The organism is Mesorhizobium sp. M0816 (assembly GCF_040320005.1).
GTDB lineage: Bacteria > Pseudomonadota > Alphaproteobacteria > Rhizobiales > Rhizobiaceae > Mesorhizobium.
In genome coordinates, this window is the sequence record NZ_JAMYOT010000028.1 from 44,541 (window position 1) to 68,672 (window position 24,132).

The 24,132-nt window shown below is 60.3% G+C and carries 15 protein-coding genes and 6 pseudogenes; 15 read left to right on the forward strand and 6 right to left on the reverse strand.

Features of this window, described 5'->3' with window-relative positions; genetic code table 11:
* Positions 1 to 14: 14 nt before the first annotated feature.
* On the reverse strand, positions 15 to 293 hold the full coding sequence (locus tag NKI17_RS29775; protein WP_352907166.1) for a hypothetical protein: 279 nt from the start codon (positions 291 to 293) through the stop codon (positions 15 to 17).
* 242 nt (positions 294 to 535) lie between these two features.
* Positions 536 to 622, reverse strand: a pseudogene (locus tag NKI17_RS29780) (ABC transporter permease); the annotation flags it as partial.
* Positions 623 to 891: 269 nt separating this feature from the next.
* Here NKI17_RS29780 and NKI17_RS29785 point away from each other — a divergent pair.
* Positions 892 to 1,452 carry an MBL fold metallo-hydrolase gene (locus NKI17_RS29785; protein ID WP_352907162.1) on the forward strand — a complete coding sequence of 187 codons (561 nt, stop codon included), beginning with the start codon at positions 892 to 894 and terminating at the stop codon, positions 1,450 to 1,452.
* 226 nt (positions 1,453 to 1,678) lie between these two features.
* Here the strand turns inward: NKI17_RS29785 and NKI17_RS29790 are convergent, their stop codons facing one another.
* On the reverse strand, positions 1,679 to 2,329 hold the full coding sequence (locus NKI17_RS29790; RefSeq protein ID WP_352693765.1) for a response regulator transcription factor: 651 nt from the start codon (positions 2,327 to 2,329) through the stop codon (positions 1,679 to 1,681).
* Positions 2,313 to 8,732, reverse strand: coding sequence for an AAA family ATPase (locus NKI17_RS29795; protein ID WP_352725692.1), 6,420 nt, complete (start codon positions 8,730 to 8,732; stop codon positions 2,313 to 2,315). Before NKI17_RS29795 ends, NKI17_RS29790 begins: the two co-directional genes overlap by 17 nt.
* A gap of 393 nt (positions 8,733 to 9,125) precedes the next feature.
* Here NKI17_RS29795 and NKI17_RS29800 point away from each other — a divergent pair, with 393 nt between their 5' ends.
* The 12 genes and pseudogenes from NKI17_RS29800 to NKI17_RS29860 all read left to right on the forward strand — a co-directional run bounded on the left by NKI17_RS29800 (position 9,126) and on the right by NKI17_RS29860 (position 21,198).
* Positions 9,126 to 9,947, forward strand: a complete 822-nt coding sequence (locus tag NKI17_RS29800; RefSeq protein ID WP_502894654.1) for an alpha/beta fold hydrolase — start codon at positions 9,126 to 9,128, stop codon at positions 9,945 to 9,947.
* A gap of 84 nt (positions 9,948 to 10,031) precedes the next feature.
* Positions 10,032 to 11,018, forward strand: a complete 987-nt coding sequence (locus NKI17_RS29805; protein ID WP_352725690.1) for an alpha/beta fold hydrolase — start codon at positions 10,032 to 10,034, stop codon at positions 11,016 to 11,018.
* A 181-nt stretch (positions 11,019 to 11,199) separates the two neighbouring features.
* Positions 11,200 to 12,111 carry an alpha/beta fold hydrolase gene (locus NKI17_RS29810; protein WP_352693770.1) on the forward strand — a complete coding sequence of 304 codons (912 nt, stop codon included), beginning with the start codon at positions 11,200 to 11,202 and terminating at the stop codon, positions 12,109 to 12,111.
* A 105-nt stretch (positions 12,112 to 12,216) separates the two neighbouring features.
* Positions 12,217 to 13,184 (forward strand): annotated as a pseudogene (locus NKI17_RS29815) (MBL fold metallo-hydrolase).
* Positions 13,185 to 13,324: 140 nt separating this feature from the next.
* On the forward strand, positions 13,325 to 14,074 hold the full coding sequence (locus NKI17_RS29820) for an SDR family NAD(P)-dependent oxidoreductase (RefSeq protein WP_352693773.1): 750 nt from the start codon (positions 13,325 to 13,327) through the stop codon (positions 14,072 to 14,074).
* A 72-nt stretch (positions 14,075 to 14,146) separates the two neighbouring features.
* Entirely contained in the window at positions 14,147 to 14,620 is a 474-nt protein-coding gene (locus tag NKI17_RS29825) for a nuclear transport factor 2 family protein (RefSeq protein ID WP_352693775.1), read from the forward strand.
* Positions 14,621 to 14,904: 284 nt separating this feature from the next.
* Positions 14,905 to 15,501 carry a pyridoxamine 5'-phosphate oxidase family protein gene (locus NKI17_RS29835; protein WP_352693777.1) on the forward strand — a complete coding sequence of 199 codons (597 nt, stop codon included), beginning with the start codon at positions 14,905 to 14,907 and terminating at the stop codon, positions 15,499 to 15,501.
* 313 nt (positions 15,502 to 15,814) lie between these two features.
* Positions 15,815 to 17,497, forward strand: a pseudogene (locus NKI17_RS29840) (FAD-dependent oxidoreductase).
* Positions 17,497 to 17,805: pseudogene (locus tag NKI17_RS29845) on the forward strand (UBP-type zinc finger domain-containing protein). Before NKI17_RS29840 ends, NKI17_RS29845 begins: the two co-directional pseudogenes overlap by 1 nt.
* Positions 17,806 to 18,160: 355 nt before the next feature.
* The gene (locus tag NKI17_RS29850) at positions 18,161 to 18,568 is read left to right on the forward strand and encodes a response regulator transcription factor (RefSeq protein WP_352907164.1); all 408 of its coding nucleotides are present in this window, start codon (positions 18,161 to 18,163) and stop codon (positions 18,566 to 18,568) included.
* 96 nt (positions 18,569 to 18,664) lie between these two features.
* Positions 18,665 to 19,537 (forward strand): response regulator, encoded by an 873-nt coding sequence (locus NKI17_RS29855; protein ID WP_352907165.1) that lies wholly within the window; start codon positions 18,665 to 18,667, stop codon positions 19,535 to 19,537.
* Between the two features lie 179 nt (positions 19,538 to 19,716).
* A complete protein-coding gene (locus NKI17_RS29860; protein WP_352725682.1) occupies positions 19,717 to 21,198 on the forward strand; it encodes a PAS domain-containing sensor histidine kinase in 1,482 nt (493 codons plus the stop codon).
* A 383-nt stretch (positions 21,199 to 21,581) separates the two neighbouring features.
* Here NKI17_RS29860 and NKI17_RS29865 read toward each other — a convergent pair.
* Both NKI17_RS29865 and NKI17_RS29870 read right to left on the reverse strand, forming a co-directional pair.
* Positions 21,582 to 21,941 (reverse strand): annotated as a pseudogene (locus NKI17_RS29865) (adenylate/guanylate cyclase domain-containing protein); the annotation flags it as partial.
* Positions 21,942 to 22,318: 377 nt separating this feature from the next.
* Positions 22,319 to 22,517: pseudogene (locus NKI17_RS29870) on the reverse strand (ATP-binding protein); the annotation flags it as partial.
* Between the two features lie 199 nt (positions 22,518 to 22,716).
* On the opposite strand from NKI17_RS29870, the gene NKI17_RS29875 reads away from it, so the two are divergent.
* Both NKI17_RS29875 and NKI17_RS29880 read left to right on the forward strand, forming a co-directional pair.
* A complete protein-coding gene (locus tag NKI17_RS29875) occupies positions 22,717 to 22,968 on the forward strand; it encodes a type II toxin-antitoxin system Phd/YefM family antitoxin (protein ID WP_352725680.1) in 252 nt (83 codons plus the stop codon).
* 120 nt (positions 22,969 to 23,088) lie between these two features.
* A complete protein-coding gene (locus tag NKI17_RS29880) occupies positions 23,089 to 23,355 on the forward strand; it encodes a hypothetical protein (RefSeq protein WP_352725678.1) in 267 nt (88 codons plus the stop codon).
* Positions 23,356 to 24,132 lie beyond the last annotated feature (777 nt).

The following is a 24,132-nucleotide window of genomic DNA, read 5'->3' on the forward strand; positions in this document are numbered from 1 at the left end:
GTCCGAGTCCTGGATCAGCGCGCCGCGACCTGCCAGACCGCGACGCCGGCGAGGATGAGGCCGGCGACACCTTCTATGCCGCGCGAGATGAGGTCGAACAAAAAGGGCCGACTCTCGAAGAAATGCACCAGCCGCTCGCGAAGCAGGATCGACAGCGCCGCGACTGACGAGAGTGTCAGCGCGACGCCAAGCATCATGGTGATCGCGAAAAGGATGCCGGCTCCGGGAACGCCTCGCAACATGGCGAAGCTCATCACGAACAGCGTCAGCGGACACGGGATCAGGCCGGCAATGACACCGACGACCTCCCCTTCATGTTTGTGCCTGCCGGTGGTTCAGCGCGCGCCACCCATCCACAGACCGATGAGCCCGAGGAGTGCGCGACTGACATCTTCGAGCAGCGGTGCCCGGCCAACACTTCCCAGAACAATAAAAGCGCGTCACGTTCGTCCGGCCTCATGCGACACGCTTTAGGTTCTTGTTTTTATGCATGCCGTTTTCGCAAACCGCTGCACACTTTTGCGCGACATGCATTAGACACGAGCGGCAAGGAGAGGACGGCGATCAGCACCGCCATCGTCACATGGGTAACAGAGAGCGTGATCGAGACGAGTAGACTGCGCAAGACCTTCGCATCCGAGCCGGCGCTGGACGGCTATATCGACATTAAATCCGAGCTTTTCATCGGGCTCGACGCGAGGCGGAGCGGCTGGCGGAGGTCAGCTTCAACAAGCCCGGACCGCGCCGCGCACCGGTCAATGCCTATCTCGTCAATCTGCGCGACCGTCTGGTGCTCGTAGACGCCGGTACGTCGGACAGCATGGGCCGTCACCCGGCCGCCTTTCGGCCGCTACCGAGGCGGCCGGCGTCGCTCCGGACCAGATCGACACTTTGCTGATTACTCACATGCATCCCGACCACATCAACGGCGTTCTGACTCCCGCCGGCGAGGCGCTATTTCCAAATGCAGAGCTCGTCGTCACCGCAACCGACTACGCTTTCTGGCATGACGACGCGAACATGAACCAGGCGCCGGACGAGGCGAAGCCGTTCTTCATCAGGGCACGCAAGCCCGCCGCCGCTTATGCGGACCGCCTGCCGCAAGTGGACGGCGAGCGCGACGCGCTCGGCTCGATCCACACCGTGCCGTTGCCCGGCCACACGCCGGGCCATGCCGGCTTCATTGTCGAATCGGATGGCGAGGCGCTGATGTCGTGCACATGGCGACCTCAGTTCGCCCGCCCGGAGTGGAGCATCGCGTTCGATGTCGATTCCAAACTGGCCGCCGAGACGCGCAAGCGGACGCTCGACCGGGTCGCTGCCGATCGGATGCCGATCGCCGGGATGCATTTGCCGTTCCCCGGTTTCGGACATGTCGGGCGCCACGGCAAGCCCATCGCTTCGTGCCGGCCGAATGGGTCTATGAACTGTAGGCAGAAGTCGGCACGTTAAGCGACGCGTCTGCATCCGCATCGTCAAGTTCTGGGGTTCGACATGGATGCGCTGACATAGCCCAGATCGGGCGAGCCTTCGATGCGGTTCTTTTTAGGCCGGTGCATCAGCGGGGCTGTAGCGGCGCTCTGAGGTCTTGCCGTCGGGCTCCGGGCATAATCAACTTTCAGGTGGAGCACCCGGCCAGGCGCAGCTGGTCAGGTTTGCGCATCTCTTTTGGCTCGGATTATTTGGCAAAACGTCTAGAGTTGCTGGAAGGGTCGATCGCATCGGTCATTCGCACAAGTTCGGCGACCGATCGCGCGTTCATCTTTTGCATCACTTGCCCGCGGTGGAGTTTGACTGTCGCCTCGCTCAGACCAATGTCCGCGGCGATCTGCTTGTTCCGGCGCCCAGTTACGACCAGTGCCATGACCTCGCGCTCGCGCGGCGTCAGGGTTTCAAAGTCCGCGCCAACTCTCGAGACGGTGCGAGCACAGGCCCGGTGGGCTTGGTCCCGCTCGATTGCCAAATGAACGGCATCCAATAGATCTTGACTTCGGACAGGCTTCGGCAGGAACTCCACGGCGCCGGCTTTCATGGCCCGAACAGCCATCGGAACGTCGGCGTGACCGCTGATGAATATGATTGGGAGACGGACGCCCTCCCTGACAAGGAAGTCTTGGAAGTCGAGCCCACTCTGCCCGGGGAGGCGAACGTCAAGAACCAAACACCCAGGACGATCCGGCTGGTCGTCGGCAAGAAACGCCTGGACAGATGCGAATAGCTCCACGCGGAGGCCAATCGACTGGAAAAGTTCGTTCAACGCCTCGCGGATGGACTCGTCATCATCAATGACAAAGACCGTCGGCCTTGTATCGTCAATGCGAGGAGACATGGGCATTGTCGTCGACGAAAACGGGCAGGGTAAAGCAAAAGGCACTTCCCAAGGGCACTCTCGGCGCGGTCCATATGCGACCGCCATGCGCTTCGATTATGGAGCGACAAATCGACAATCCCATGCCGATTCCTTCGCGCTTCGTAGTGAAAAAGGCTTCGAAGAGTTGGGCGCTGTTGTCCGGATCCAACCCGACTCCTGTGTCGGAAACAGTCACCAAGATGTAGCCAGGATCACCCGGTTGAGTGTCTATATGCATACGTCGAGGCTGATGCTGGCTCGCAGAGATCGCCTCAATACCGTTCATAATCAGATTCAAGAGCACCTGCTGCATCTGGATACGGTCCCCAAGGATCTCGGCATCCATCGTGAGGTCTGTCTCCGCGACTATCTCATGTCGGCGCAGTTCGCCACGCGTCAGCAGCAGCACCTCAAGGATTACTTGATTGAGATTCAGTTCGCTCATCTGCGGTGGAGACTTCTTGGCCAGGGCCCGGATGCTGGCGATGATATCACCGGCGCGGTGGCCGTCCCTTACGATGCGCTCTGCGGCTTGCCGTGCCTTCGAGATATTGAGATGTTCGTCTGTAAGCCACTGCACGCAAGTTGCGGCATTGGTCACGATTGCCATCAGCGGCTGGTTGACTTCATGGGCGATCGAAACTGTCAGTTCCCCCATGGCGGTCAATCTTCCCGCGCGGGCAAGGCCTGCCTGAGCCTCTCGAAGCGTCATCTCGAACCGATGCGCGTCTTCCTCTTTGGCTCGTTGTTCGGTTATGTCGAAAATCGTCCCCCCGTAACTTGGAGCCTCGCTTTCATTCAACGCCAATCGCCCACGGCTCTGAACCAACTTGACCGATCCGTCGGGCAGTACGATGCGGTGCTCGAATTCGAATTCTCCCCCATCTGCCATTGCGGTTGCATGCACGGCTTCGACGTGGTCCCGGTCCTGCGGATGCACACGCGCCAATAGTGCCTGATAGGTGACCTCCCTTTCACTTGCGTTGAACCCGAAGATCCGTGCGCACTCCTCAGACCACGATATACGGTCTGTCCCGGCACTCCAGCTCCAGCTCCCGGTATGACTGATCCTTTGGCCCTCTGCCAGCATCGACTCGCTCTTGCTTAGAGCGTCTTCGGCGTTCTTCCGGTGCACGATGACGCTTGCGAGATGGGTAAACTGTTCCAAGATCCTTTCCTCCCATGCTGTGATCTCACGTGCTTCACGAGCATAGAGCGCCAAGGTACCGAAAACGCCGCCGCTGCCTGAGAGTATGGGCGTTGACCAGCAGGCTCTCAGGTCATGATCCAGGGCCAAGTTGCGATAGTCAATCCAGAGCGGATCGGTTTTGATATCTGAGACGAAAACCTTCTCCGCGCGATAGGCTGCGGTGCCGCACGATCCGGCTGCAGGTCCGATCAGCCCGCCGTCGATAGCCTTCGTGAAGCTCGCCGGAAGGCTTGGAGCGATACAATGTCGAAGTGTGTTGGCCGCTGCATCCAGGACCAACAAGCTTGCCGGAGATCCGCCTGTCATATCTTCGATAGCTCGAACCAGGGAGTCCAGAATTGGCATCAGATCGCAGCCGTCCGCGATCATTTCAAGGAGCCGCTTCTCTGCGGAAATCAGCTCTTCGGCACGCTTGATGTCTTCGATGTCTGTGTTCGTGCCATACCACTTTACGATTGCGCCGCTTTCATCGCGCATAGGCGAGGCCCGTACCAGAAACCTGCGGGTCGCGCCGTCGAACCGTACCATGCGCGCTTCGATTTCTCCTCCAACGCCAGTCGCCAGAACGTCCGTCCATTTCTTTACGACCTTGTCGACATCGGCAGCGTGGAAGGTGGAGATCCATACATCGCCCGTCATTGCTTGTGGCGGGATCCCGGTAAAATCGTGCCACCGCTTGTTTGCAAACTCGATCGAGCCGTCGGGTAGTGCGCTCCAGGCCAGCGCGGGGATCATGTCGAATGACTGGCGCAACTCGACTTCCGCCCCTCGCGCGTATTCCTGCGCTGTCTTGATATCCAGGAATAACTGCGCGTTTTCGATCGATATGGCCGCCTGGGAGGCAAGAACCCGCAATAGCGACAGCTTGTTCGGTGTGAACAGATGGGACGATAGGTTGTTCTCCAGATAGAGGACACCGACAAGCAGTTTCTGCTTGACCAGCGGGAGACATAAGACGGACCGTGGACACGCGCGGAGCAGATAGGGGTCGGCCGAATGCGGATTGGCAGTCAAAGCGTCATCCAGGATGATGACATCATGCGTGCGCGTGACAAAGTTTAAGATGGACTCAGGCAGCTCGCTTGCCGGTCTGGATTGACGCCGCGGATGCACGACTACGCCTTCGGCGCTGGTGATGGCCTCAGCGACGATGCGCATCTCCCCTTCCAGCGGCAGGAGCAGGAGCCCACGGACAGCGCCGGCGTGCTCAACCACCGCTGTCATCAATCGCTCGATCAACCGCTCAAGAATAATCTCGCCGGACACTGCCTGCGACACCTCGATCACAGCAGCCAGATCCAGGTGCTTCAGCTCGATCCCGCTCGCAGCTGTTCCTACGCGCGGCGATAGTTCGCCGCCCAGTTGGGGATACAGCCGATCGAGTTGGCTTACCTTGGCGGCGGCACCCCAACGGAGGTAGCAGGACCGCGCGTTGCGTAGATAAGCGTCGGCGATCGTCTCGAAGCCGCGCTCTGCGTAGAACCGCGCGGCAAGCTCGTTGGCAATGCCCTCGTTATGGACGAAATCCTGCTCGCGCGCCGACCTCACAGCGTCCTCGTAAAGCCGCATGGCGTCCAAGTCCCGTCGTTCAAGACGGGCCAGCTCGGCCCCGAGCAGGGCCGCGCGGTGCGTGAAATTTTCGGGGCCGCTCTCCGCCCACGTCGTGATTTGCTGGTGATGGGCTGCAAGCTCTTCCAATTGGCTGGATCTTTCCTCCGCCGACGCGGAGTCGTAGCGCCCCGCCCGAGCGAGTCCCGCATAGAAATGGTATTCTGGCAGCTCGATTTGAGTCGGCAGCGTCCAAAGCAAAGACGCGACCTTCGATGCTGCTGCGACGGCAGATGCGTAATCGCCGGCATAGACGCGGGCTTGCAGCTTGCGAATCCAATAGCGGGAGGCGGCGATCGCCAGTCGCGGGTTGTCCTCCAGATGTTGCTCGAACTGGAGTTCATCGAACTCTGCGTCATTGAAAGAGTTGAAATCCGGCGTTTGCCCGCGGAGGGTCCGGATAAGCCTGAGTTGCGCGACGATGACATCGCTGATGAGACCGAAGCGCGCGCGCCGCACGAATTCGAGCGCACTCTCCGCCTCTCGTTCGACTTCGCCGAGCGGCTCGCCGGAGGCGAGAAGGATGGTGACCAGGTCGACGCGGGAAAAGGCGGCAAAGGTAAGGTCACCCGCGTCCCGCGCCGCCTCAAAGGCGCGTCGCAGGAAGACTCGGCAGGTCGCCAAATGCTGCGTCCAATGGGCAAGGTGGAGCGTGAACACCGAATAGACGCTGCCGCTGAGACGGTCGAGACCTCGCTTCTCGACCAGATCCAAGGCAAGCCTGCCGAAGCGACTACCGGCCTGGGGGTTGCCCAAGTAGATGCCGAGGACGCTGCCAAGCAGCGCATAAGCGAGGCATGATCCATCGGTGTTGCCGTACTGGAGGCTGAGCGCTGCCATCCGTACAATGACGAGACGGAACAGGTTCAAGTCGGTGAACTGGGCCGGCGATAGGAGCGCGGTGAGCACGTTCATGGTCGCCCGCCGGTCGGGGTCGGTCATGAGTGGCAGATCGACCAGGGCCTCGATCGAGCCAGCCTCGATCGGCCGCCATAACCGACCATATTCCTGGCGAATGTCCTCCTCCGTCGCATGCCGCGACCACTGGAGGTCAACCCGCCGGAGATAGTCCAGGCCAACCTCGACAGCGCTGTCGCTGCGGTCCAAGGTCGTGTAGAGATTGAGGCGAACACAGGTCACGGCAGCAGCGTCAACGGTGGTCTGCGGGCGCATTGACAGCGCCGAGAGACGTGCTTCCGCTGACGCCAACTCTCCGGATAGATACTCGCACTCAGCCCAGTTCAGCTCAAGGTCGAACGTGAGTCGGTACCACCGTTCCCATTCGTTGTTCGCCAGCAGAGCGCGGCCGGCGGTAAAATACTGCAGGGCCGAGGCATAGGCGGTTGCCGCCTTGGCCCGCTTGCCCGCTATGAGGTCAAGCCCGGCGACTTGCTCGCGCTCCTCCGGCGTGGCAATTAGCGCCGCGCCGCGAGCGAACTGGTTCACGACTTCGAAGATGCTCTCCTCGAGTTCCTCTGTCGTGGCCCGCGCTGCAAGCAGGCGGCCAATCCGAAGATGCACAATGGCACGCTCGCCTTCTGCGACGAGTGCATAAGCCGCTTCCTGCACACGGTCATGGGTGAATGCGAAGCCGCCGTCCACAATCAGGACAAGGCCCGCGAGAATGGCTTCCCAAAGCGCGTCATCCGTTGCCTGCTCGGACCGCCCGACGACGATGCTCAGCGTCATCAGCCGCGCACCATTTCCGAGGCAGGCCAGAATCTTCACCGCCTCCAATGCCGCGCCGGACAGGCGTGCCAGTCTTCCGGCCATAAGCTCGGCGAGGTTGTCGGTGATCCCCTTGGCGCCGATACGGGCCACATCCCACCGCCATGTGCCCGCGTTCCGGTCGAAAGCGAGCAGTTCTTCGTCTCCAAGCGCTGCCAGGAACTGCCCAGCGAAAAATGGGTTACCCTCGGTCTTGTCGTACACAAGCTCGGCTAAAGGCCGAACGAAATTGGCATCTGACTGTAGAGCGTCCGCCAACAGAAGCGATACTTCGTTGCGCGCTAGAGATCCAAGACGCACCTCTTCAAGCCTGCGATTAGCGTTCCGCATCATCTCCAGGGTCGGAGCGAGGGAATGAGTCGGTCCGATCTCATTGTCCCGATAGGCACAGATCAACAGGAGATGTCGAACGTCCGACTCCGCAGCGAGACGCCGAATGAGCTCGATCGTGGCCGCATCCAGCCACTGCACATCGTCGATAAACAACGCCAGCGGGTGATCCGGCCGGGCAAAGACCCCAAGGAACCGCTGAAAAACCAGGTGAAAGCGATTCTGCGCGTCCTGAGGCGGGAGATCGGGCGCCGGCGGTTGCTCGCCAATTATGACGGCGAGCTCCGGGATCAGGTTGATCATCAGTTGGCCGTTCGGCCCCAGCGCCTCGAGTAGTTCTCGCCGCCGCCGATCAAGGTCCGTTTCTTCGAGGCTCAGGATCTGGCGGACGATGCCTTGGAAAGCCTGGGCAATGGTCGCGTATGGAATGTCGCGCTTGTACTGATCGAACTTACCGGCCGCGAACAGGCCTGGCTTTGAAACCAGCGCCTTGCGCAGTTCCCCCACCAGCGACGACTTGCCGACTCCCGCGGGACCCGACACTAGAACGACCTCCGTCTCTCCCAGTCTGGCGACGCGACCGAAGGCCTTCAGGAGGCTGTCGAGCTGACCGGAGCGTCCGTACAGGCTCTCCGGGATCCGAAGCCGGTCTGGGCGATCACTCGCTGCAATCACGAATGCGTCGACGCGTCCATATGTCGTCCATGAATCGAAACAACGCCGCAGGTCGGATTCGACCGCGATGATGGTCTGGTATCGATCTTCCGCTGTCTTGGCCAAGAGTTTGACCAAAATCGCCTCGAGGGTTTGCGGGACATTGGGCACACGTTCACGCGGCGGGATTGGCTGGCGCGCGATATGGCAATGGATCCATTCTATGGGTTCAGAGGCGGTGAACGGCAGCTCTCCGGTCAACATCTCGTAAAGGGTGACGCCGAGGGAATAGAGATCACTGCGCGAATCGATTGAGCGGTTCGTACGGCCTGTCTGCTCGGGAGACATGTAAGGAAGTGTTCCTGCGATCAGTTCCGGCGGCGCTGGAGGCTGGCGTTCGCGGGGCAGTTGGATCGCTAGGCCAAAGCCCATGAGCCGAACATGCCAGTTGTCGTCGACGAGTACGTTCGCCGGCTTGATATCCTTGTGTATCAGGCCACAGGCATGGACCTGCCGAAGCGCTGCGACAAGCCCGATGGCCAAGTTCAGGAAATCTCCTTGTGGCAGAGGCGCGCCGAGTTGCCCGTCAAGTGGACGGCCGCCCGGGTCTTCAAGCACGAGCGCCATACGGCCTTCATGGCGTGCAAGCGCCACCGGCCGGACCGCCCAGGCGGGGTCAAGCTGGTCCGACAACGCAAGCTCTCGCTCCAGCCGTTCGAGAGTCGACCTTTGCGGTTGGAGGGAGGTTGGGGACAGAACAAGGATCGTCTTGCCAGACGCTCGTCCGCGATAGAGAGCGGTCTCGCCGTCTTCGCGCAGCCTTTCCAGCACATATCCGGAAATGTCCATCATGGCGGCCCCCGCTTCGCGGCACTTAACCTTGCAACCGTAGTCGTTCCGCAAGGCGGCCGGTAGCTAAAAACCAACTTACCTTTCATTAGAACAAGGCGTTTTTGCCCAAGCGAGCTGCGGGCGGCCGCCTAACAAGTCCTCACGCAATCTCTCGCGATCTCCTTCGATCTATGCGGTTCTCTGACGTAAGTTGGAGGCATACCAAGGCGGAAGAAAGCGGCGAAGCGAGTGAACAGCCCAAGCAAACGGGGTTCGAGTTTCGAGGCCTTTTACGAGAGCGTCGTGATCGGCGACGCGAGCCAACTCACACCGACAAAATTAGCGCTCCCGGCGTTCGCCATCGCCACCGAGCCGACGGTCACCGCAGTCGATTCAGATCAGAAAGGACAGACCATGAGCATGATCACAACCAAGGACGGCACCGAGATCTACTATAAGGACTGGGGCTCGGGACAGCCTGTCGTGTTCAGCCACGGCTGGCCGCTTTCCTCCGATGCCTTCGAGGACCAGATGTTCTTTCTGGCCTCCAATGGCTATCGCTGCATTGCACATGATCGCCGGGGACATGGCCGCTCCAGCCAGCCCTGGAAGGGCAACGACCTCGACACTTATGCCGACGATCTCGCCGAACTCACCGCGGCGCTTGATCTGAAGGATGCAATCCATGTCGGCCATTCCACCGGCGGCGGTGAAGTCACCCGCTATATCGGTCGGCACGGCACGGGACGAGTGGCCAAGGCCGTGCTGATTGGTGCCATCCCGCCAGTCATGCTCAGGTCGGAGAAGAACCCGGGCGGCACGCCGATCGAGGCATTCAATCAGTTGCGCGCAGCCGTTCTCACAGATCGCTCGCAATTCTGGAAGGATCTCAGTGTTCCCTTCTATGGCTACAACCGCCCGGGAGCGAAGGTATCGGAGGGAGTCTGCGAGTCGTTCTGGCTCCAGGGCATGATGGCCGGCTTCCCGGCGTCTTACTTCTGCATCAAGGCCTTCTCCGAAACCGACCTCACCGAGGATTTGAAAGAGATCGACGTGCCGACGCTCGTGCTGCACGGCGACGACGACCAGATCGTCCCGATCGCGGATTCGGCTCTCCTCTCGTCGAAGCTGATCAAGAACGCGAAACTCGTCGTCTATGAAGGCGCCCCGCACGGAATGTGCACCACCCTCAAGGACCAGGTGAACGACGAGTTGCTCGCCTTCATCAAATCCTGACGCAAAATCCGCCTCTGCTGCTTCGCAGAAAACAACCGCCCGGCGGCTGGGTGAGTTCTGCCCGACTGTCGAAAGGACAAATCAATGACCGAGAAAGCTTCGGGATTCCTTGCCTCTGCGTCGCGCCGGGTCGTGCTGATAGGAGCGACCGGGTTGGTCGCAACGTCAGTCATGGGTCTCCCCATCGTACCAGGTGGAAATGAGGCTCGGGCGGCTGCCAAAAAGCCTCAGAAGGCTCGAACCGGCGATACTCTCGCCACCAAAGACGGCACCGAGATCTACTATAAGGACTGGGGCTCGGGACAGCCTGTCGTGTTCAGCCACGGCTGGCCGCTTTCCTCCGATGCCTTCGAGGACCAGATGTTCTTTCTGGCCTCCAATGGCTATCGCTGCATTGCACATGATCGCCGGGGACATGGCCGCTCCAGCCAGCCCTGGAACGGCAACAACCTCGACACCTATGCCGACGATCTCGCCGAACTCACCGCCGCGCTTGATCTGAAGGATGCAATCCATGTCGGCCATTCCACCGGCGGCGGTGAAGTCACCCGCTATATTGGTCGACACGGCACGGGACGGGTGGCCAAGGCTGTACTGATCAGTGCGATACCACCGCTTCGACTGAAGACGGAAGCGAACCCCCTCGGCGCGTCGATCGAAGCGTTCGACCAGGTGCGCGCCAGTGTTCAAGCGGACCGCTCACAATTCTGGAAGGATCTTAGTCTTGCCTTCTATGGCTATAACCGCCCGGGAACGAAGATATCGCAAGGAGTCTGCGAGTCGTTCTGGCTCCAGGGCATGATGGCCGGCTTCCCGGCGTCCTATCTCGGCATCAAGGCACAGTCCGAGACAGATCTCACCGAGGATTTGAAGAAGATCGACGTGCCGACGCTCGTGCTGCACGGAGACGACGACCAGCTAGTTCCGATCGTGGATTCGGCGCTGCTGTCGGCGAAGCTTGTGAAGAATGCGAAACTGAAGGTGATCAAAGGTGCACCGCACGGTTTATGCACGACACACAAAGACGAGGTGAACGCGGAGCTCCTCGCCTTCATACGCCAAACGGCCTGACTCCCCGCCTCCTCCCCCACAGGCCGTTGACTGCGCTACGCGGGCGACCGCGTGCCCGCGTAGCGCCTTTCCTCAACAATCCCGGCAGCCGCCGGACAAAGGAGATCAAATGTTCACTTTCAATACCCGCCGCACCGCGCTGGTGTTTGCTGCCGCACTGCTTTCTTCGACCCCACTGCCGATGATGGTCAATGCCCCTGCAAGTGCCGCCGCTGAGACCGTGGACTCGACCACCCACTACCACACGGTCAAGATCGGTGGCGTCGACGTTTTCTATCGTGAGGCAGGGCCGGCGAACGCGCCGGTTGTGCTTCTGCTTCACGGCTTCCCGACCTCTTCACACATGTTCCGCAATCTGATCCCGGCGCTTGCCGACCGCTATCACGTGATCGCGCCCGACTACCCGGGATTTGGCGAGAGCGCGGCACCTGATCACACCAAATTCGCGTACACCTTCGCTCACTACGCCGATCTGGTGGATGGCTTGCTCGGGCGACTCGGCGCGAACAACTACGCGATGTACGTCATGGACTACGGCGCTCCGGTCGGATACCGGCTCGCGCTCAAACATCCGGAACGGGTAACCGCCTTGATCGTGCAAAACGGCAACGCTTACGAGGAGGGCCTGAAGGAATTCTGGGATCCGATCAAGGCCTATTGGGCAGACGGTTCGGCCGCGCATCGGAAGGCGCTGAGTTTCCTTGTCACGCCTGCCGTCACGAAATTCCAATACACGGACGGCGTAGCCGACGTTTCCCGGATCGACCCGGACAATTGGGAACATGACCAGGTGCTGCTCGACCGTCCCGGCAACAAGGACATTCAGCTCGATCTCTTCCACGACTATGGCAGCAACGTCCCACTCTACCCGAAATTCCAGGCATTTTTCCGCGAGCGCAAGCCGCCAATGCTGGTCGTGTGGGGCAAGAACGACAAAATCTTCCCCGCCGATGGCGCCGGCCCATATCTTCGTGATTTGCCAGGAGCCGAGCTTCATTTGCTGGATACCGGGCATTTCGCGCTCGAAGACAAGCTGGATGAGATGGTACCGCTGATCCGGGACTTCCTGGACCGCAAGCTGGCCACCAACTGAGCCAACGTCAGCTGCGATCGGAGCGCTGGCGGCGTCGCGGCCGCCAGCGGGTGGACGCGAGACGCACAAACACGACATGACGCACCATCAAAGGATGAAACAATCATGTACGCCCGCCGGCATTTACTTTCGCGTCGCGGCTTTTGCCTGTGCTGCATGGCCGCTTTCGCCGGCGCTGTTACCGGCGGCTGGCTCACACCTCGGGAAGCATTTGCCGAGGCACGCGGCATCGTCAGCCTGATCAAGGACGGTGCCGCCGTATCGCCCATAGCCACCCACAAATTGCGCGGCAACGTGAGTGTGCTTGAGGGTTCCGGCGGCAACGTCGCGGTCCTCACTGGACCCGACGGCAAGGTGCTTGTCGATGCCGGCATCGGGGTTTCCCGCCCTCAAATGACGAGGGCGCTCGCCAATCTCGGCCCCGAGCCGATCACACATTTGATCAACACGCATTGGCATTTTGATCACACCGACGGCAATGCATGGCTTCGCTCGGCCGGAGCGAAGATCATCGCTCACGAAAACACCCGCAAATATCTCTCACAGACCCAGCGCGTCGAGGAATGGGACTATAACTTCCGGCCATTGCTCCCGGATGGATTACCCAGCGAAGTGTTCGCCGACAGGCGCGATCTGCAGCTCAATCGGGCGTCCATCGCACTGAAACGTTGCGGCCCGGCGCACACCGACAGCGACATCTCCGTCACGTTTGGCGAAGCAGATATCGTCCATGTCGGTGATACCTATTGGAACGGCATTTATCCCTTCATCGACTATTCGACGGGCGGCAGCATCGACGGAATGATCGCTGCGTCCGACGCTAATCTCGCCGCGACAACCGGCAAGAGATCATCATTCCGGGTTACGGCCATCCGGTCAGCAACCGAGCGGAGCTCCAGGACTTTCGCGACATGCTGGTCGTGATCCGGGAGAATGTCGCGAAGCTGAAGCGCCTGGGACGAACGCGCGACGAAACCGTGGTGGCCAAACCTACGGCTGCGTTCGACGGCAAGTGGGGCAACTTCGTGATCGATCCCGGTTTTTTCACTCGGTTGGTCTACGAAGGCGTTTGATCGCCAAATCGGATTTCGGAGCGTCTGCTCGGTTGAAACATGAGCGCCGTCGAACAATTTTGGCCGGCAGCCGCAGGCTGGGACCACTCACTGCCTCTATTCATCGCCGCCGCGACCAACTTGGATCAGGAGATTTCGTAATGGGCAAGCTCAACGGAAAAGTCGCAGTGATCACCGGCGCAACGAGTGGCATAGGTTTGGCCGCGGCAAAACGGTTTGCGGCGGAAGGCGCCCGTGTATTCATGACCGGCCGCCGCAAAAGGGAACTCGATGCGGCGATCAACGAAGTTGGCAACAATTCGCGAGGCATTCAGGGTGATGTAGCGAACCTAGCCGATCTCGACCGCCTTTTTGAGATCGTGAAGGATGAAGCCGGCGCCATCGACATTCTATTCGCCAACGCAGGTGGCGGGGAATTTTCCGCTCTCGGCGCTATTACGGAAGAGCATTTCGACAGAACTTTTGGAGTCAACGTAAAAGGCACGCTCTTCACAGTCCAGAAGGCGCTGCCGCTTCTCAGGGACCATAGCTCGATCATCCTTACCGGATCGACCGCTGCGACGACTGGCACGCCTGGGTTCAGCGTCTACGGCGCCAGCAAGGCAGCAATCCGCAACTTCGCGCGCAGTTGGATTCTTGATCTGGTCGGCCGAGGGATTCGCGTCAATATACTTGTCCCCGGCGCCACCTCTACTCCCGGCTGGCACGAGCTCGCGCCATCCGAGGAGGCCCACAATGAGATGATCCGGTTCGTGTCGACAAGAACGCCGTTAGGGCGTCTCGCTGACCCCGACGAAACCGCAAGCGCAGCCCTCTTCCTTGCTTCCAGCGACAGCAGCTTCGTCACGGGAAGCGAGTTGTTTGTCGATGGCGGCTCCGCGCAGATCTAGGTTTCAGGTTACGTCGTCGGGACCGTGACCAACCGCTTACCAATCGAAACACTGACTGAAAGGAGAAAGATCATGCCTGAACAACGCCCGCCGCTGCCGCCATTCACCCGCGAATCCGCCATCCAGAAGGTTCGCGGTGCAGAAGATGGCTGGAACAGCTGCAATCCCGAACGCGTGTCGCTCGCCTATACTGTTGACAGCTATTGGCGCAATCGCTCGACTTTTGTGCAGGGACGCGAGGCTATCGTCGCCTTCCTGACCGGCAAGTGGGTGCGTGAACTGGATTATCGGCTGATCAAGGAACTTTGGGCCTTCACGGACAACCGCATCGCCGTTCGCTTCGCTTATGAATATCACGACGATTCCGGCAACTGGTTCCGCGCCTATGGCAATGAGAATTGGGAATTCGATGAAAACGGCCTGATGCAAAAACGCTTTGCCTGCATCAATGATTTGCCAATTCAGGAATCAGAATGCAAATTCTTGTGGAACCGCTCCGGACCACGTCCGGCCGATCATCCGGGCCTGTCGGAGTTAGGGTTGTAATCTGTGCCTAAGACCATCACCGTACGTTCGGACGTCATTCCGGTCCTTGCCGAGATCTTCCGCGAACATGGCTTCGAAGGCGCGAGCCACCATCGGCCAGAAGACCGGACTCGGCAACGGGCCGACCTTTCCGTCCCGGTCGGCAACCAGTGCGTGACGACGCCACCGCCCTTTCGCTCTTCCGGGAAGCGCGGAAATCTCGAAGTTGGACTCACGGATCTGCCAGATCGTCAGGGTTCTCGTGCCATCTAGCCAACCATCTAGCGACTCGCAGGGAGCAATGAATGGCCCACAAATTCGCCGAAATCGCGTTCACTGACGCAGTGAAGTCCGTGCAGCAAACGATGGGCAGCCGCAGCGCTTATGCCCGCCGTGAAGCCGGTTCTGATATCAACGGCCAGCTTGGGCCAGATGAGATCAAGTTTCTCGCCGAGCGCGACAGCTTCTACATTGCTTCGGTCTCGGAGATCGGATGGCCCTACGTGCAGTTCCGTGGTGGGCCGGCTGGATTCCTGAAGGTCCTTGACGAACAGACTCTGGGCTTTGCGGATTTCCGGGGCAACCGGCAGTACATTACCACCGGCAACGTCGCCGAGGACGACCGTATTTCGCTGTTCCTGATGGACTATCCGAACAGGCGCCGTCTCAAGATCTTCGGTCGAATGCATGTCATCGGTACCCGAGATGATCCGGCGCTCACGGCAAGGCTGACAATCGGGGATTATGCTGCAGTGGTCGAACGAGTGATGCTCATCAAGGTCGAGGCCTTCGACTGGAACTGCCCGCAACACATAACGCCCCGCTTTACTGAAAACGAGATTGCGGCAGCTTTCGCGGCTCACCGGGAGGGCAATGCCAAGAATCGCGGGCCGGCATCGTAGCGAACCCATTGAGGAGTGGACGGATGCAGGACAATTCCCAGACCTCGGAAGCGCCGATCTTTGGCGTACTTCTGGCCGCCGGCGAGGCGCCCAACTTCAGCCCTGGCGGCGCAGTCCGCATTCTTACCCGCTTTCCGATGGGCCACTACCGCGTACCCACTTATCTGCGCGGCAAGGAAAGCTCGTCGAGGTCGTCATCGAGCCGACAGCCGTCGATAACGAGGAAGAAGGTTACGGCACTTTCCGATTGGAGCAGCGTTGAAGCTCAGAGACCGCTTCGATCTACGGGATGTCGGCGATAGGTTCGAAAATCATGTCTCAAACCACCAACCGGGTCTTCGGTGCGCGTCGCGATCAGGCGTTTCCCACGCTGGCTGAGGCCGACATCGATCGCATGCGCCGGTTCGGCGAGACCAGCGCCTATGCCGCCGGCGAGCACATCGTCACGGCCGGCGATGTGGCGCCCGGCTTGATCGTCGTCCTGTCGGGTAGAGTGGAGATCACCCAGGATGGCGGGCTCGGCCGGCGTGAAACGATCGTCACGCATGGTCCAGGCAGCTTCGTCGGCGAACTGGCGCAGCTTTCGGCTCGTCCCTCGCTGGTGAATTCGTAGGCCGCCGAGCCCGTGGAGGCGTTGGTCATCGCCTCGCAGCGGCTGCGCGACCTGATGGTGCAAGAGGCCAATCTCGGTGAGCGCATCATGCGGGCACTGATCCTGCGCCGTGTCGGGCTGCTGGAAAGCGCCACCAGCGGACCAATCATCATCGGATCCGTCGACAATAGTGATGTATCGCGGCTGCAGGGTTTCCTGGCCCGCAGCGGCCAGCCGCTCCGCGTGCTTGATTCCGGCAGCGATCCTTGCGCGAAAACCCTGGTCGAGCGCTTCGAGGTCGACCCTCACCATCTGCCGATCGTGCTGTGTCCGAACGGCCGGCTGCTGATGAACCCGAGCGAGAAGGACCTCGCCCGCTGCATCGGCCTGTTGCGGCCGATCGATGCCGACAAACTGTACGACGTCGCCATCGTCGGCGCCGGACCGGCGGGGTTGGCTGCTGCGGTCTATGCGGCTTCCGAAGGGCTGTCGACGATCGTGCTCGATTGCCGGGCTTTCGGCGGGCAGGCCGGCGCCTCCTCGCGCATCGAGAACTAACTCGGCTTCCCAACCGGCATTTCGGGCATGGCGCTGATGGCGCGTGCCTATAATCAGGCGCAAAAATTCGGTGTCGAAATGGTGATACCGGACGAGGCGAAGCTGCTGAGCGCCGGAACCGACGGTGCCCGTTACACGCTTGATATCGGCGACGGCGAGACCGTGCGGACGCGCACCGTTGTGATCGCCAGCGGCGCGCGCTATCGTCGCCTCGATATGGCGCAGTTCGAGGGATCGTGCGTGCACTATTGGGCGTCGCCGATCGAAGCACGGCTTTGCCAGGGCCAGGAAGTGGCATTGGTCGGCGCCGGCAATTCGGCCGGACAGGCGGCAGTCTACCTGGCCAGCCACGTGCGCAAGGTGGCGCTGCTGGCGCGTGGCGGCAGCCTCGACACCAGCATACGCGCTACCTGGTCGAGCGCGTCAAGGCACAGCCGAATATCGAGGTGCTGACCGGGACTAAAATCGAAGCGCTGGAAGCCGAAGGGGGCAGCCTTGGCCAGGTGCGATGGCGCAACCGCGCCAGCGGCGCGGAAACGACGCGCCCGATCCGCCATCTCTTTCTGTTCATCGGCGCCGACCCGAATACGGACTTGGTTGGTGCACTGCAATGTGGCGCTGGGTGCCAAGGGTTTCGTCCGCACCGGATCCTACATAGGGTCGGGGCATGGTGTGATGGAGACCAGCCGCAGCGGAGTGTTCGCCATCGGCGACGTTCGCGCCGGCTCGGTCAAGCGCGTCGCGGCGGCTGTCGGCGAAGGCGCCCCGGCGTTGGCGGCGTTGCACGCATATCTCGCGCGGGACGGCAGCCACGCCGTCGCGCCTGAACTGGCCAGGAGAGCGTGATGGCAGACGAATGCAGGCATGCGGCAGTCGTTCAGGATGTGACGCCGAGCTCACTCGGCTGCGAGGAATGCCTGAAGAGCGGTTCGCAATGGGTGCATCTGCGGCTCTCCCGCACATGCGGCCATGTCGGCTGCTGAGACGACTCGCCCAACCGTCACGCCACCAAGCACTTTCACGCGACCCGCCATCCGATCATCGAGGGCTACGATCCGCCGGAAGGTTGGGGATGGTGCTACATCGATGAGGTCTTTCTCGACCTTGGCGACCGCGTCACGCCGCAGAACGGCCCGATCCCGCGATTTTATTGAGCTGCATGCGAAACAATGGCGAACGAGAGTGTTTCGTCTAACGAAGAGTCTGCCTCCTGCGCCCCGTGCGCCCGGGCTTGGCCGCAAGCACGGCTTTAACGGCCTCGCGGCCCTCGGCGAGGTCAAGCGATGACGGTCGCCTTGCTCGGCCTAGAGGGCTGGGTCATGGACGCTCATCCCATTTGCAGAAGGCACGGTGAGCGGGCTCCGTCGTGGAACTCGTACGAATGGCTGACGCGTTGGGCCAGAGCCAAGCTAAGCCCACCCGAATAGACCAAAGTCTAGTCTCGCCACCACCATGTGCGAGGCGCGCCGGACTCCCGTCCAGTTGCGGAATATCGATCCTCCCTCCATCATGACCAGCGTGAAGAAACAAAAAGAAACCACGACGCGGGCGCCGCTGATCGCCTGTGTAGACGACGATGCCAGCGTGAGGGAAGCGCTGGAAGGTCTCCTAGTGGCCTTCAATTTTGAGGTCGCCACGTTTGCTTCAGCTGAGAGCTTTCTGGCATCGGGTTCCATCGATACCGTTTCGTGCCTAATAACCGACGTAAGGCTAGGAGGAATGTCCGGGTTGCAGCTTCAGAAGAGCCTGATCGCCAGAGGCCGTCTGATCCCGACGATAGTCATCACCGCATTCTCCGAAAAAGGGTTTCGCGAATCAGCGATGGAGAATGGAGCGATAGCGATGCTGCTGAAACCGATCACTGCGAATCGGCTCCTAGCCGCCGTGAACACGGCTCTGAATCGCGGCAAGCCTTGACTGTATCGAAGGTTCATCCGGGATGATGTATCAGAGACAGAGGCAGTATCTTGAGAACGCCTGAGGGATGCGTACATGCACGGGTTGGAATCGCAGATGTCCACGGGTAGCGGCTGGACAGGTGAGGCGCCGGAGCCATTCGGGGAGCGCCCTTTGCGTTTCCGACGGTTCTGCGTGTTGCCGCGATCGCGTGTCTTGCTATGCGACGGTCGTCCGGTCCCGATCGGCAGCAGGGCTTTCGATCTCCTGACGGCATTATTGCGGGTGCGTGGCAGGATCGCCGAGAAGAATAGCATCCTGAAGTGCGTATGGCCGTCCACTATCGTCGACGACAGTAACCTTCGATTTCAGATGGCCGCGCTGCGAAGGGTGCTCGGGTCGGACGGAGATATGATCAAGACCATCCCTGGCCGCGGTTACCTTTTCGCGGACGATGACGTCACGGAGAATGCGGCGCCTCCACCCATGCAGAAAACATCGGAACACGAGACTGTGCAGGTCCCAGGATGGCTGCGGCTGGTTTCGAATCCCGAAGTCCCGTCTCGCACTGCGGCGCCTTATGTAGCTGTGATAGACGACGAGCCCGAGATTAGGGAGGCCTTGGTCGGCTTAATGGAGTCGGCGGGCCTATGCGCTGAGGCTTTTCCCTCAGTGCGCGCTTTCCTCGATAGCGATCGTCCTTCGCCGCCAAGCTGTCTTGTGCTGGACGCATGGCTTCCCGAACACGGCGGACTGGATTTTCAGGCCGACCTGGCCAAGGCAAAGGTGCGGCTTCCACTGATCTTCATAAGCGGTCACGCCGATGTGGCAATGTCGGTGCGCGCCATGAAAGCAGGGGCGATTGAATTCCTGACCAAGCCGGTCCGGCACGAGGAGCTCCTGAACGCGATCAAATTTGCAATGGCTGCTGACATTGCCGCTTTCCGACCTGGTTCGTCACCAGAGCATATGAGGCAGTTGAGGTCGTGATTTAGCGAAGTCTCTGGTCACCAAACAATTTGAGATCTCCAGCTCACCCGAACCTGAACCCATTCGCACTGGCTTCGGTGGAGAACATATATTAAGTGGAGGACATATATTAAAACGATGTCGATCACCGTTTGTATGGTGGCGCGTTTCGGCCGGCCGTGATCGTGAAGGGACCTGCAATGCAGGGTGAGCTTGGCGGTGCCGTTGATGAGTTACCCGGACTTCTATGGACGGCCGCGCCCGACGGACAAATTGACTTTCTGAATCAACGCTGGCGCGAATACACCGGTGTGGCCTTAGCAGAGTTTCATGGCCGAGGTTGGCAGACTCGCGTCCACCCGGAGGACCTTCCCCGACTTCTCGCCGGCTGGCGAAGCGTTCCAGTGTCGAGCGCGCCCATTGAAGCGGACGTTCGTCTGCGTGGGGCGGACGGGGAATATCGCTGGTTCCTGTTTCTCGCTCATCCCTCTCTTGACTCAGCCGGCCAAGTCATCAAGTGGTCGGGATTCAGCACCGACATCGACAATCGAAAGCGTGCCGAAGAGGAATTGCGGGAGAGCGCAGCGAGATTCCGAGACTACGCCGAAACTGCCTCCGATTGGCTGTGGGAAATTGGTACGGACTACAATTACACGCTGTTGACTGAGAATGCGTTTGGTTCACACCCAGCGGATCGAATCGGCACGAAGTGCTGGGATCATGCTCTCGACTTCGAAACGGAACCGGAGAAGTGGCGGCTTGTTCTTGAGACCCTTGATGCACGCAGACCGTTTCGCGACTTCGTATTCTGCTCTGCGGACGGCACCGGCTCTCCGATGTACGTAAAAGCCAGCGGCAAGCCTGTGTTCGACGCCGCCGGAGAATTCAGCGGCTACCGCGGCACAGGGTCCGATGTGACGGCAATCATTCGCGCCGAGCGCGCGGAAGCGTCCTTGCGGACAGCGCAGGCCGACCTCGCTCACATGAGCCGCGTTACGACTTTGGGGCAGCTCACGGCCTCTATTGCCCATGAGCTCACTCAGCCGATCGCGGCCGCGCTCCTCAACGCTGAGACCGCGCTGAGGTGCCTTATTCGCGAGCCGCCAGACGTCGTACGCGCGACACAGGCGATCAACCGCTTCGTGAACGACGGCATGCGCGCCACGGACATTATTGATCGGACGCGCGCGCTGGTTAAGAAGACGCCTGCACGAAAGGACAACCTGGAAATTAATCTTGCAATTTCGGAAATTGTTGGACTGACTCGCAGTGAAGTATCGAAAAATGGTGTTCAGCTGCAGACCCAGCTAGCGGAGGGCTTGCCAGTGGTTCAAGGCGATCGCGTACAGCTTCAACAAGTCATGCTGAATTTGATCATGAACGCCGTCGAGTCGATGAGCCAAATGAGTGACGAGCGTCGAGAACTGCTGATTAGCACCCAACCCGAAGACGATTGCGTTCTGGTTGCGGTGCGGGATTCTGGCCCAGGGCTGCCCGAAGTCGCCTTGGAGCGAGCCTTTGAGGCGTTCTATACGACGAAGTCTAGCGGCTTAGGGATGGGACTATCGATCTGCCGTTCAATCGTGGAGGCTCACGGAGGACGATTGTGGGCGGCCGCGAATTTTCCAAAAGGTGCCGCTTTTCAATTCACTGTGCCTGTCATCTCGGATCTCCGGGCCTGACAGAAGTCTTCGATATTTACCGATAATTTGGCGCGCCCCATACGGTTCGAACGTCGACCTTGCCTTCGGGGGGCAGAACTCCCGTTCTAACCGCTGCTATAGTATGAATCAGATGTTCGCCGAGCCCTCGCGGCTTCCCTTCCACGGTCGAGCCTTCTCCGCCGGCGCTTCCACTTAGCAGAGGGGCGATTTCATCGCATGTCCACATCACGGCCAGCTTGAGAGCGTCGTCGATATGAACATAGCCTTGAGTACCTCCCCTCGCGGCTTGGCCGAGAAGCGCCGCAATCGTCGACTCGGAAAATCCTAAATTCGCCAGCCACGCTACAAAAGGTGTGGCGCAGCGTGTGGGGAGTGACGCCTTCGATGTTGGCCCCGGCGCACAACCGGGCAAGACAGCTATTCGTCGCCGTAAAGCGACCCTCGTCCACGGTGACTTCGCCGATGTTGATGCCGATGCGGACGTCGAACCTGTCCTCCCCAGCTACAGAGGCGTTGCGCTCTGCCATTCCGCGCTGGAGAGCCACGGCACATTCGACAGCGCCGACCACGCTGCCGAACTCCGCGAGAAGGCCATCGCCCATGAGCTTAAAGATCCGCCCATGATGCCGCGCAATCTCGGGCTCAAAAAGCTCAGTGCGTCGCGCCCGAAGGCGGTCAAAGGTGCCCGCTTCGTCTTGCTCCATAAGTGCGGAGTATCCGACCACGTCGGCAGCCAGAATTGCAGATAATCGGCGCTCCATGTCTTAGCTCCTAACATGAATTCCGCGCCAAACACTGTACATGACTTTGCCGCATGTTTCACGCGCGGCTACAGAGTTGATCACCAAAAGCGTGGTCTACTGGTTGCATGACTCGTTACGACAACCAGTTCGCTCACGCTTACTTCGCTTGTGTTCTCGACCACCGTCACTGCGGCCTCTGTACCTGGGCTACGAATGTCCGCCTAAGGTTCGGATCGCGAAGTTCCCCGCCGCATTGGCGAAGGTCCTAAGATGGCGCTTCTTTCTCGTTCCGATCGAGGAAGGTACGAAAGAAAACCACCTCTCGCGACCCTCCCTTGTCGCTCCCGATCAAAGCGACGGTTTTGCAACTGACTTTTGCACAGTCGCAGAATTCAACGGCCCTGCCGGCCGGCACGGGTCTCGGTCTCGAGCCTGTTGACGGGGTCAACGAGGTTGAAGAAGCGCCCGCGTGCGCCGTTGTGGATGAGAGAACGGGCAATGGCGATGGCCAGATGCGACTTGTGTGCCTGTCCCGCCGACCAGGCATTGCGCCGATCGGCGACGAAGGCGCCCGCCAACCGCTTCATCGCCGACATCCACCTGCCGCTCCACAATGCCCGCTTCGCCAGGCCGCCCGAGATTGCCGACAGCGGCTCCTCCTCGATGCACTGGATCTCGGTCAACTGGTCAGGACCGGCGGCGACGAAGGCGAGAATGGTGGCGCTCGCGCGCCGCCATTCTTGCTTTCTTACGTGAAATACCTACTATAGGTATTTCAAAAGGAAGTACGGCGATGAAGCAATTCACATTCTCGGACATGAATCGGGTGTCAGGCGAAATCCTCGAAACGGCATTGATCGAGCCGGTGGCCCTGACCAAGCGCGGCAAGGAAAAGCTCGTCATCCTGTCCGCTGCTCAGTACCACCAACTCGTCGGCCAGCCGCATTCTGTCGCCTATACGCTCGAGGACGCTCCTGATGAAGTCCACAATGAACTCATGACAGGACTGGATGCAATAATTTCCGGCGACAAGCCGCATGTTTAAAGCCGGCGATCTGTTCCGATATTATTACCTATGGGCGCGGGAAGCAGACGCCGGCGAGGAATCCGGACGCAAGGCGAGGCCGGTTTGCGTCGTTGTCCGGACGCCAGCAAGCCCGCAGCCTTGTTTCTCTTTCCGCTGACTTCGCAAAAACCCGACCGGTCGCGCCCGCATCTCGCCATCAGCGAAATCGAATGCCGCCGCGGCGGCCTCGACTACCCGTCATGGCTGATCCTGAACGAATATAACCGGGTGCAGGTCGATGAAGCCTATGATCTGGTGACGACCACGCCGATTGGCGCGTTCAGTCCCGCATTTGTCCGCAAGATTGCTGGCGTGATCAAAGAGACGGCGGCGCAGCGTCGATTGCGCGGCATCGTTCGCAAATAGCCGGACTGATTGCAGGCCTCCGGTCCTTACTCGCTCGAGCGGGCCAGGACCGCGCGAGGAGCGCCCCTACGCCCCTCCCCTCGCACTCCCCTCCCCACCAGGGCCGCCGCTCTGTTTCGCGATGTGGGGTCACTTCAGCCTGTCGTCATTGTCGGCAAGTCGAACGCCATAGCCAGGTCCTGGACCACTCCAGCGACAAGGCGACGGAGAACCGGCCTGCGGCCGGTTGGCGATTTGCCGATTGATGATGTTGATAGGCGGCCCCGGGGCCCCGAAGGCCGCGTTATCGGGCAGCTCCAAAGTGGCAGTTCGCAATCTTTATGCTGCGCGCGCACCATACGGCAGGCCCTGCCCCGGCGCGCAACCCTTAAGGGTTCTCCTCTGCGCTTCGCTCCGTTGCGACCTGCGGTGCACTTGCATGTCCTGCCGAATTCGAGCTTCGCGATTGCGCACAACCACTTTGGAGGATCTACCTCATGAAAACGCTCGTGCCCTTCTGCCAGAAAACCCGCCGCCGCCTTCGTTTGTACATCAATCGGCAAATCGCCAACTGTCCCATAAGGGCGGCCAGCTTAAACTCTCCGTCGCGTTCTCGCTTCCGTTGCTCGCCAAGCTCGAGGTGAGCTATCAGGTGCAGTTCGACGAAAAAGCAGATAACGGAACAAACCGAAGTGAGCGACGGAGCCGCGGGCGCGCCCCCCACGCGGGGGGGGCGGAGGGGGGGAGGGTGGACGCGCAACCACGACCGCGGGGGGGGGGGACGCACAAAAACGGGGT

Excerpts from the sequence above, each read along its gene's own strand:
- NKI17_RS29855 (WP_352907165.1), top strand. The coding sequence starts at position 18,665 with ATGTCCACGGGTAGCGGCTGGACAGGTGAGGCGCCGGAGCCATTCGGG.
- NKI17_RS29795 (WP_352725692.1), bottom strand. The coding sequence starts at position 8,732 with ATGATGGACATTTCCGGATATGTGCTGGAAAGGCTGCGCGAAGACGGC.
- NKI17_RS29820 (WP_352693773.1), top strand. The coding sequence starts at position 13,325 with ATGGGCAAGCTCAACGGAAAAGTCGCAGTGATCACCGGCGCAACGAGT.
- NKI17_RS29835 (WP_352693777.1), top strand. The coding sequence starts at position 14,905 with ATGGCCCACAAATTCGCCGAAATCGCGTTCACTGACGCAGTGAAGTCC.
- NKI17_RS29860 (WP_352725682.1), top strand. The coding sequence starts at position 19,717 with ATGCAGGGTGAGCTTGGCGGTGCCGTTGATGAGTTACCCGGACTTCTA.
- NKI17_RS29800 (WP_502894654.1), top strand. The coding sequence starts at position 9,126 with ATGAGCATGATCACAACCAAGGACGGCACCGAGATCTACTATAAGGAC.
- NKI17_RS29790 (WP_352693765.1), bottom strand. The coding sequence starts at position 2,329 with ATGTCTCCTCGCATTGACGATACAAGGCCGACGGTCTTTGTCATTGAT.
- NKI17_RS29875 (WP_352725680.1), top strand. The coding sequence starts at position 22,717 with ATGAAGCAATTCACATTCTCGGACATGAATCGGGTGTCAGGCGAAATC.
- NKI17_RS29850 (WP_352907164.1), top strand. The coding sequence starts at position 18,161 with ATGACCAGCGTGAAGAAACAAAAAGAAACCACGACGCGGGCGCCGCTG.
- NKI17_RS29810 (WP_352693770.1), top strand. The coding sequence starts at position 11,200 with ATGATGGTCAATGCCCCTGCAAGTGCCGCCGCTGAGACCGTGGACTCG.
- NKI17_RS29825 (WP_352693775.1), top strand. The coding sequence starts at position 14,147 with ATGCCTGAACAACGCCCGCCGCTGCCGCCATTCACCCGCGAATCCGCC.
- NKI17_RS29805 (WP_352725690.1), top strand. The coding sequence starts at position 10,032 with ATGACCGAGAAAGCTTCGGGATTCCTTGCCTCTGCGTCGCGCCGGGTC.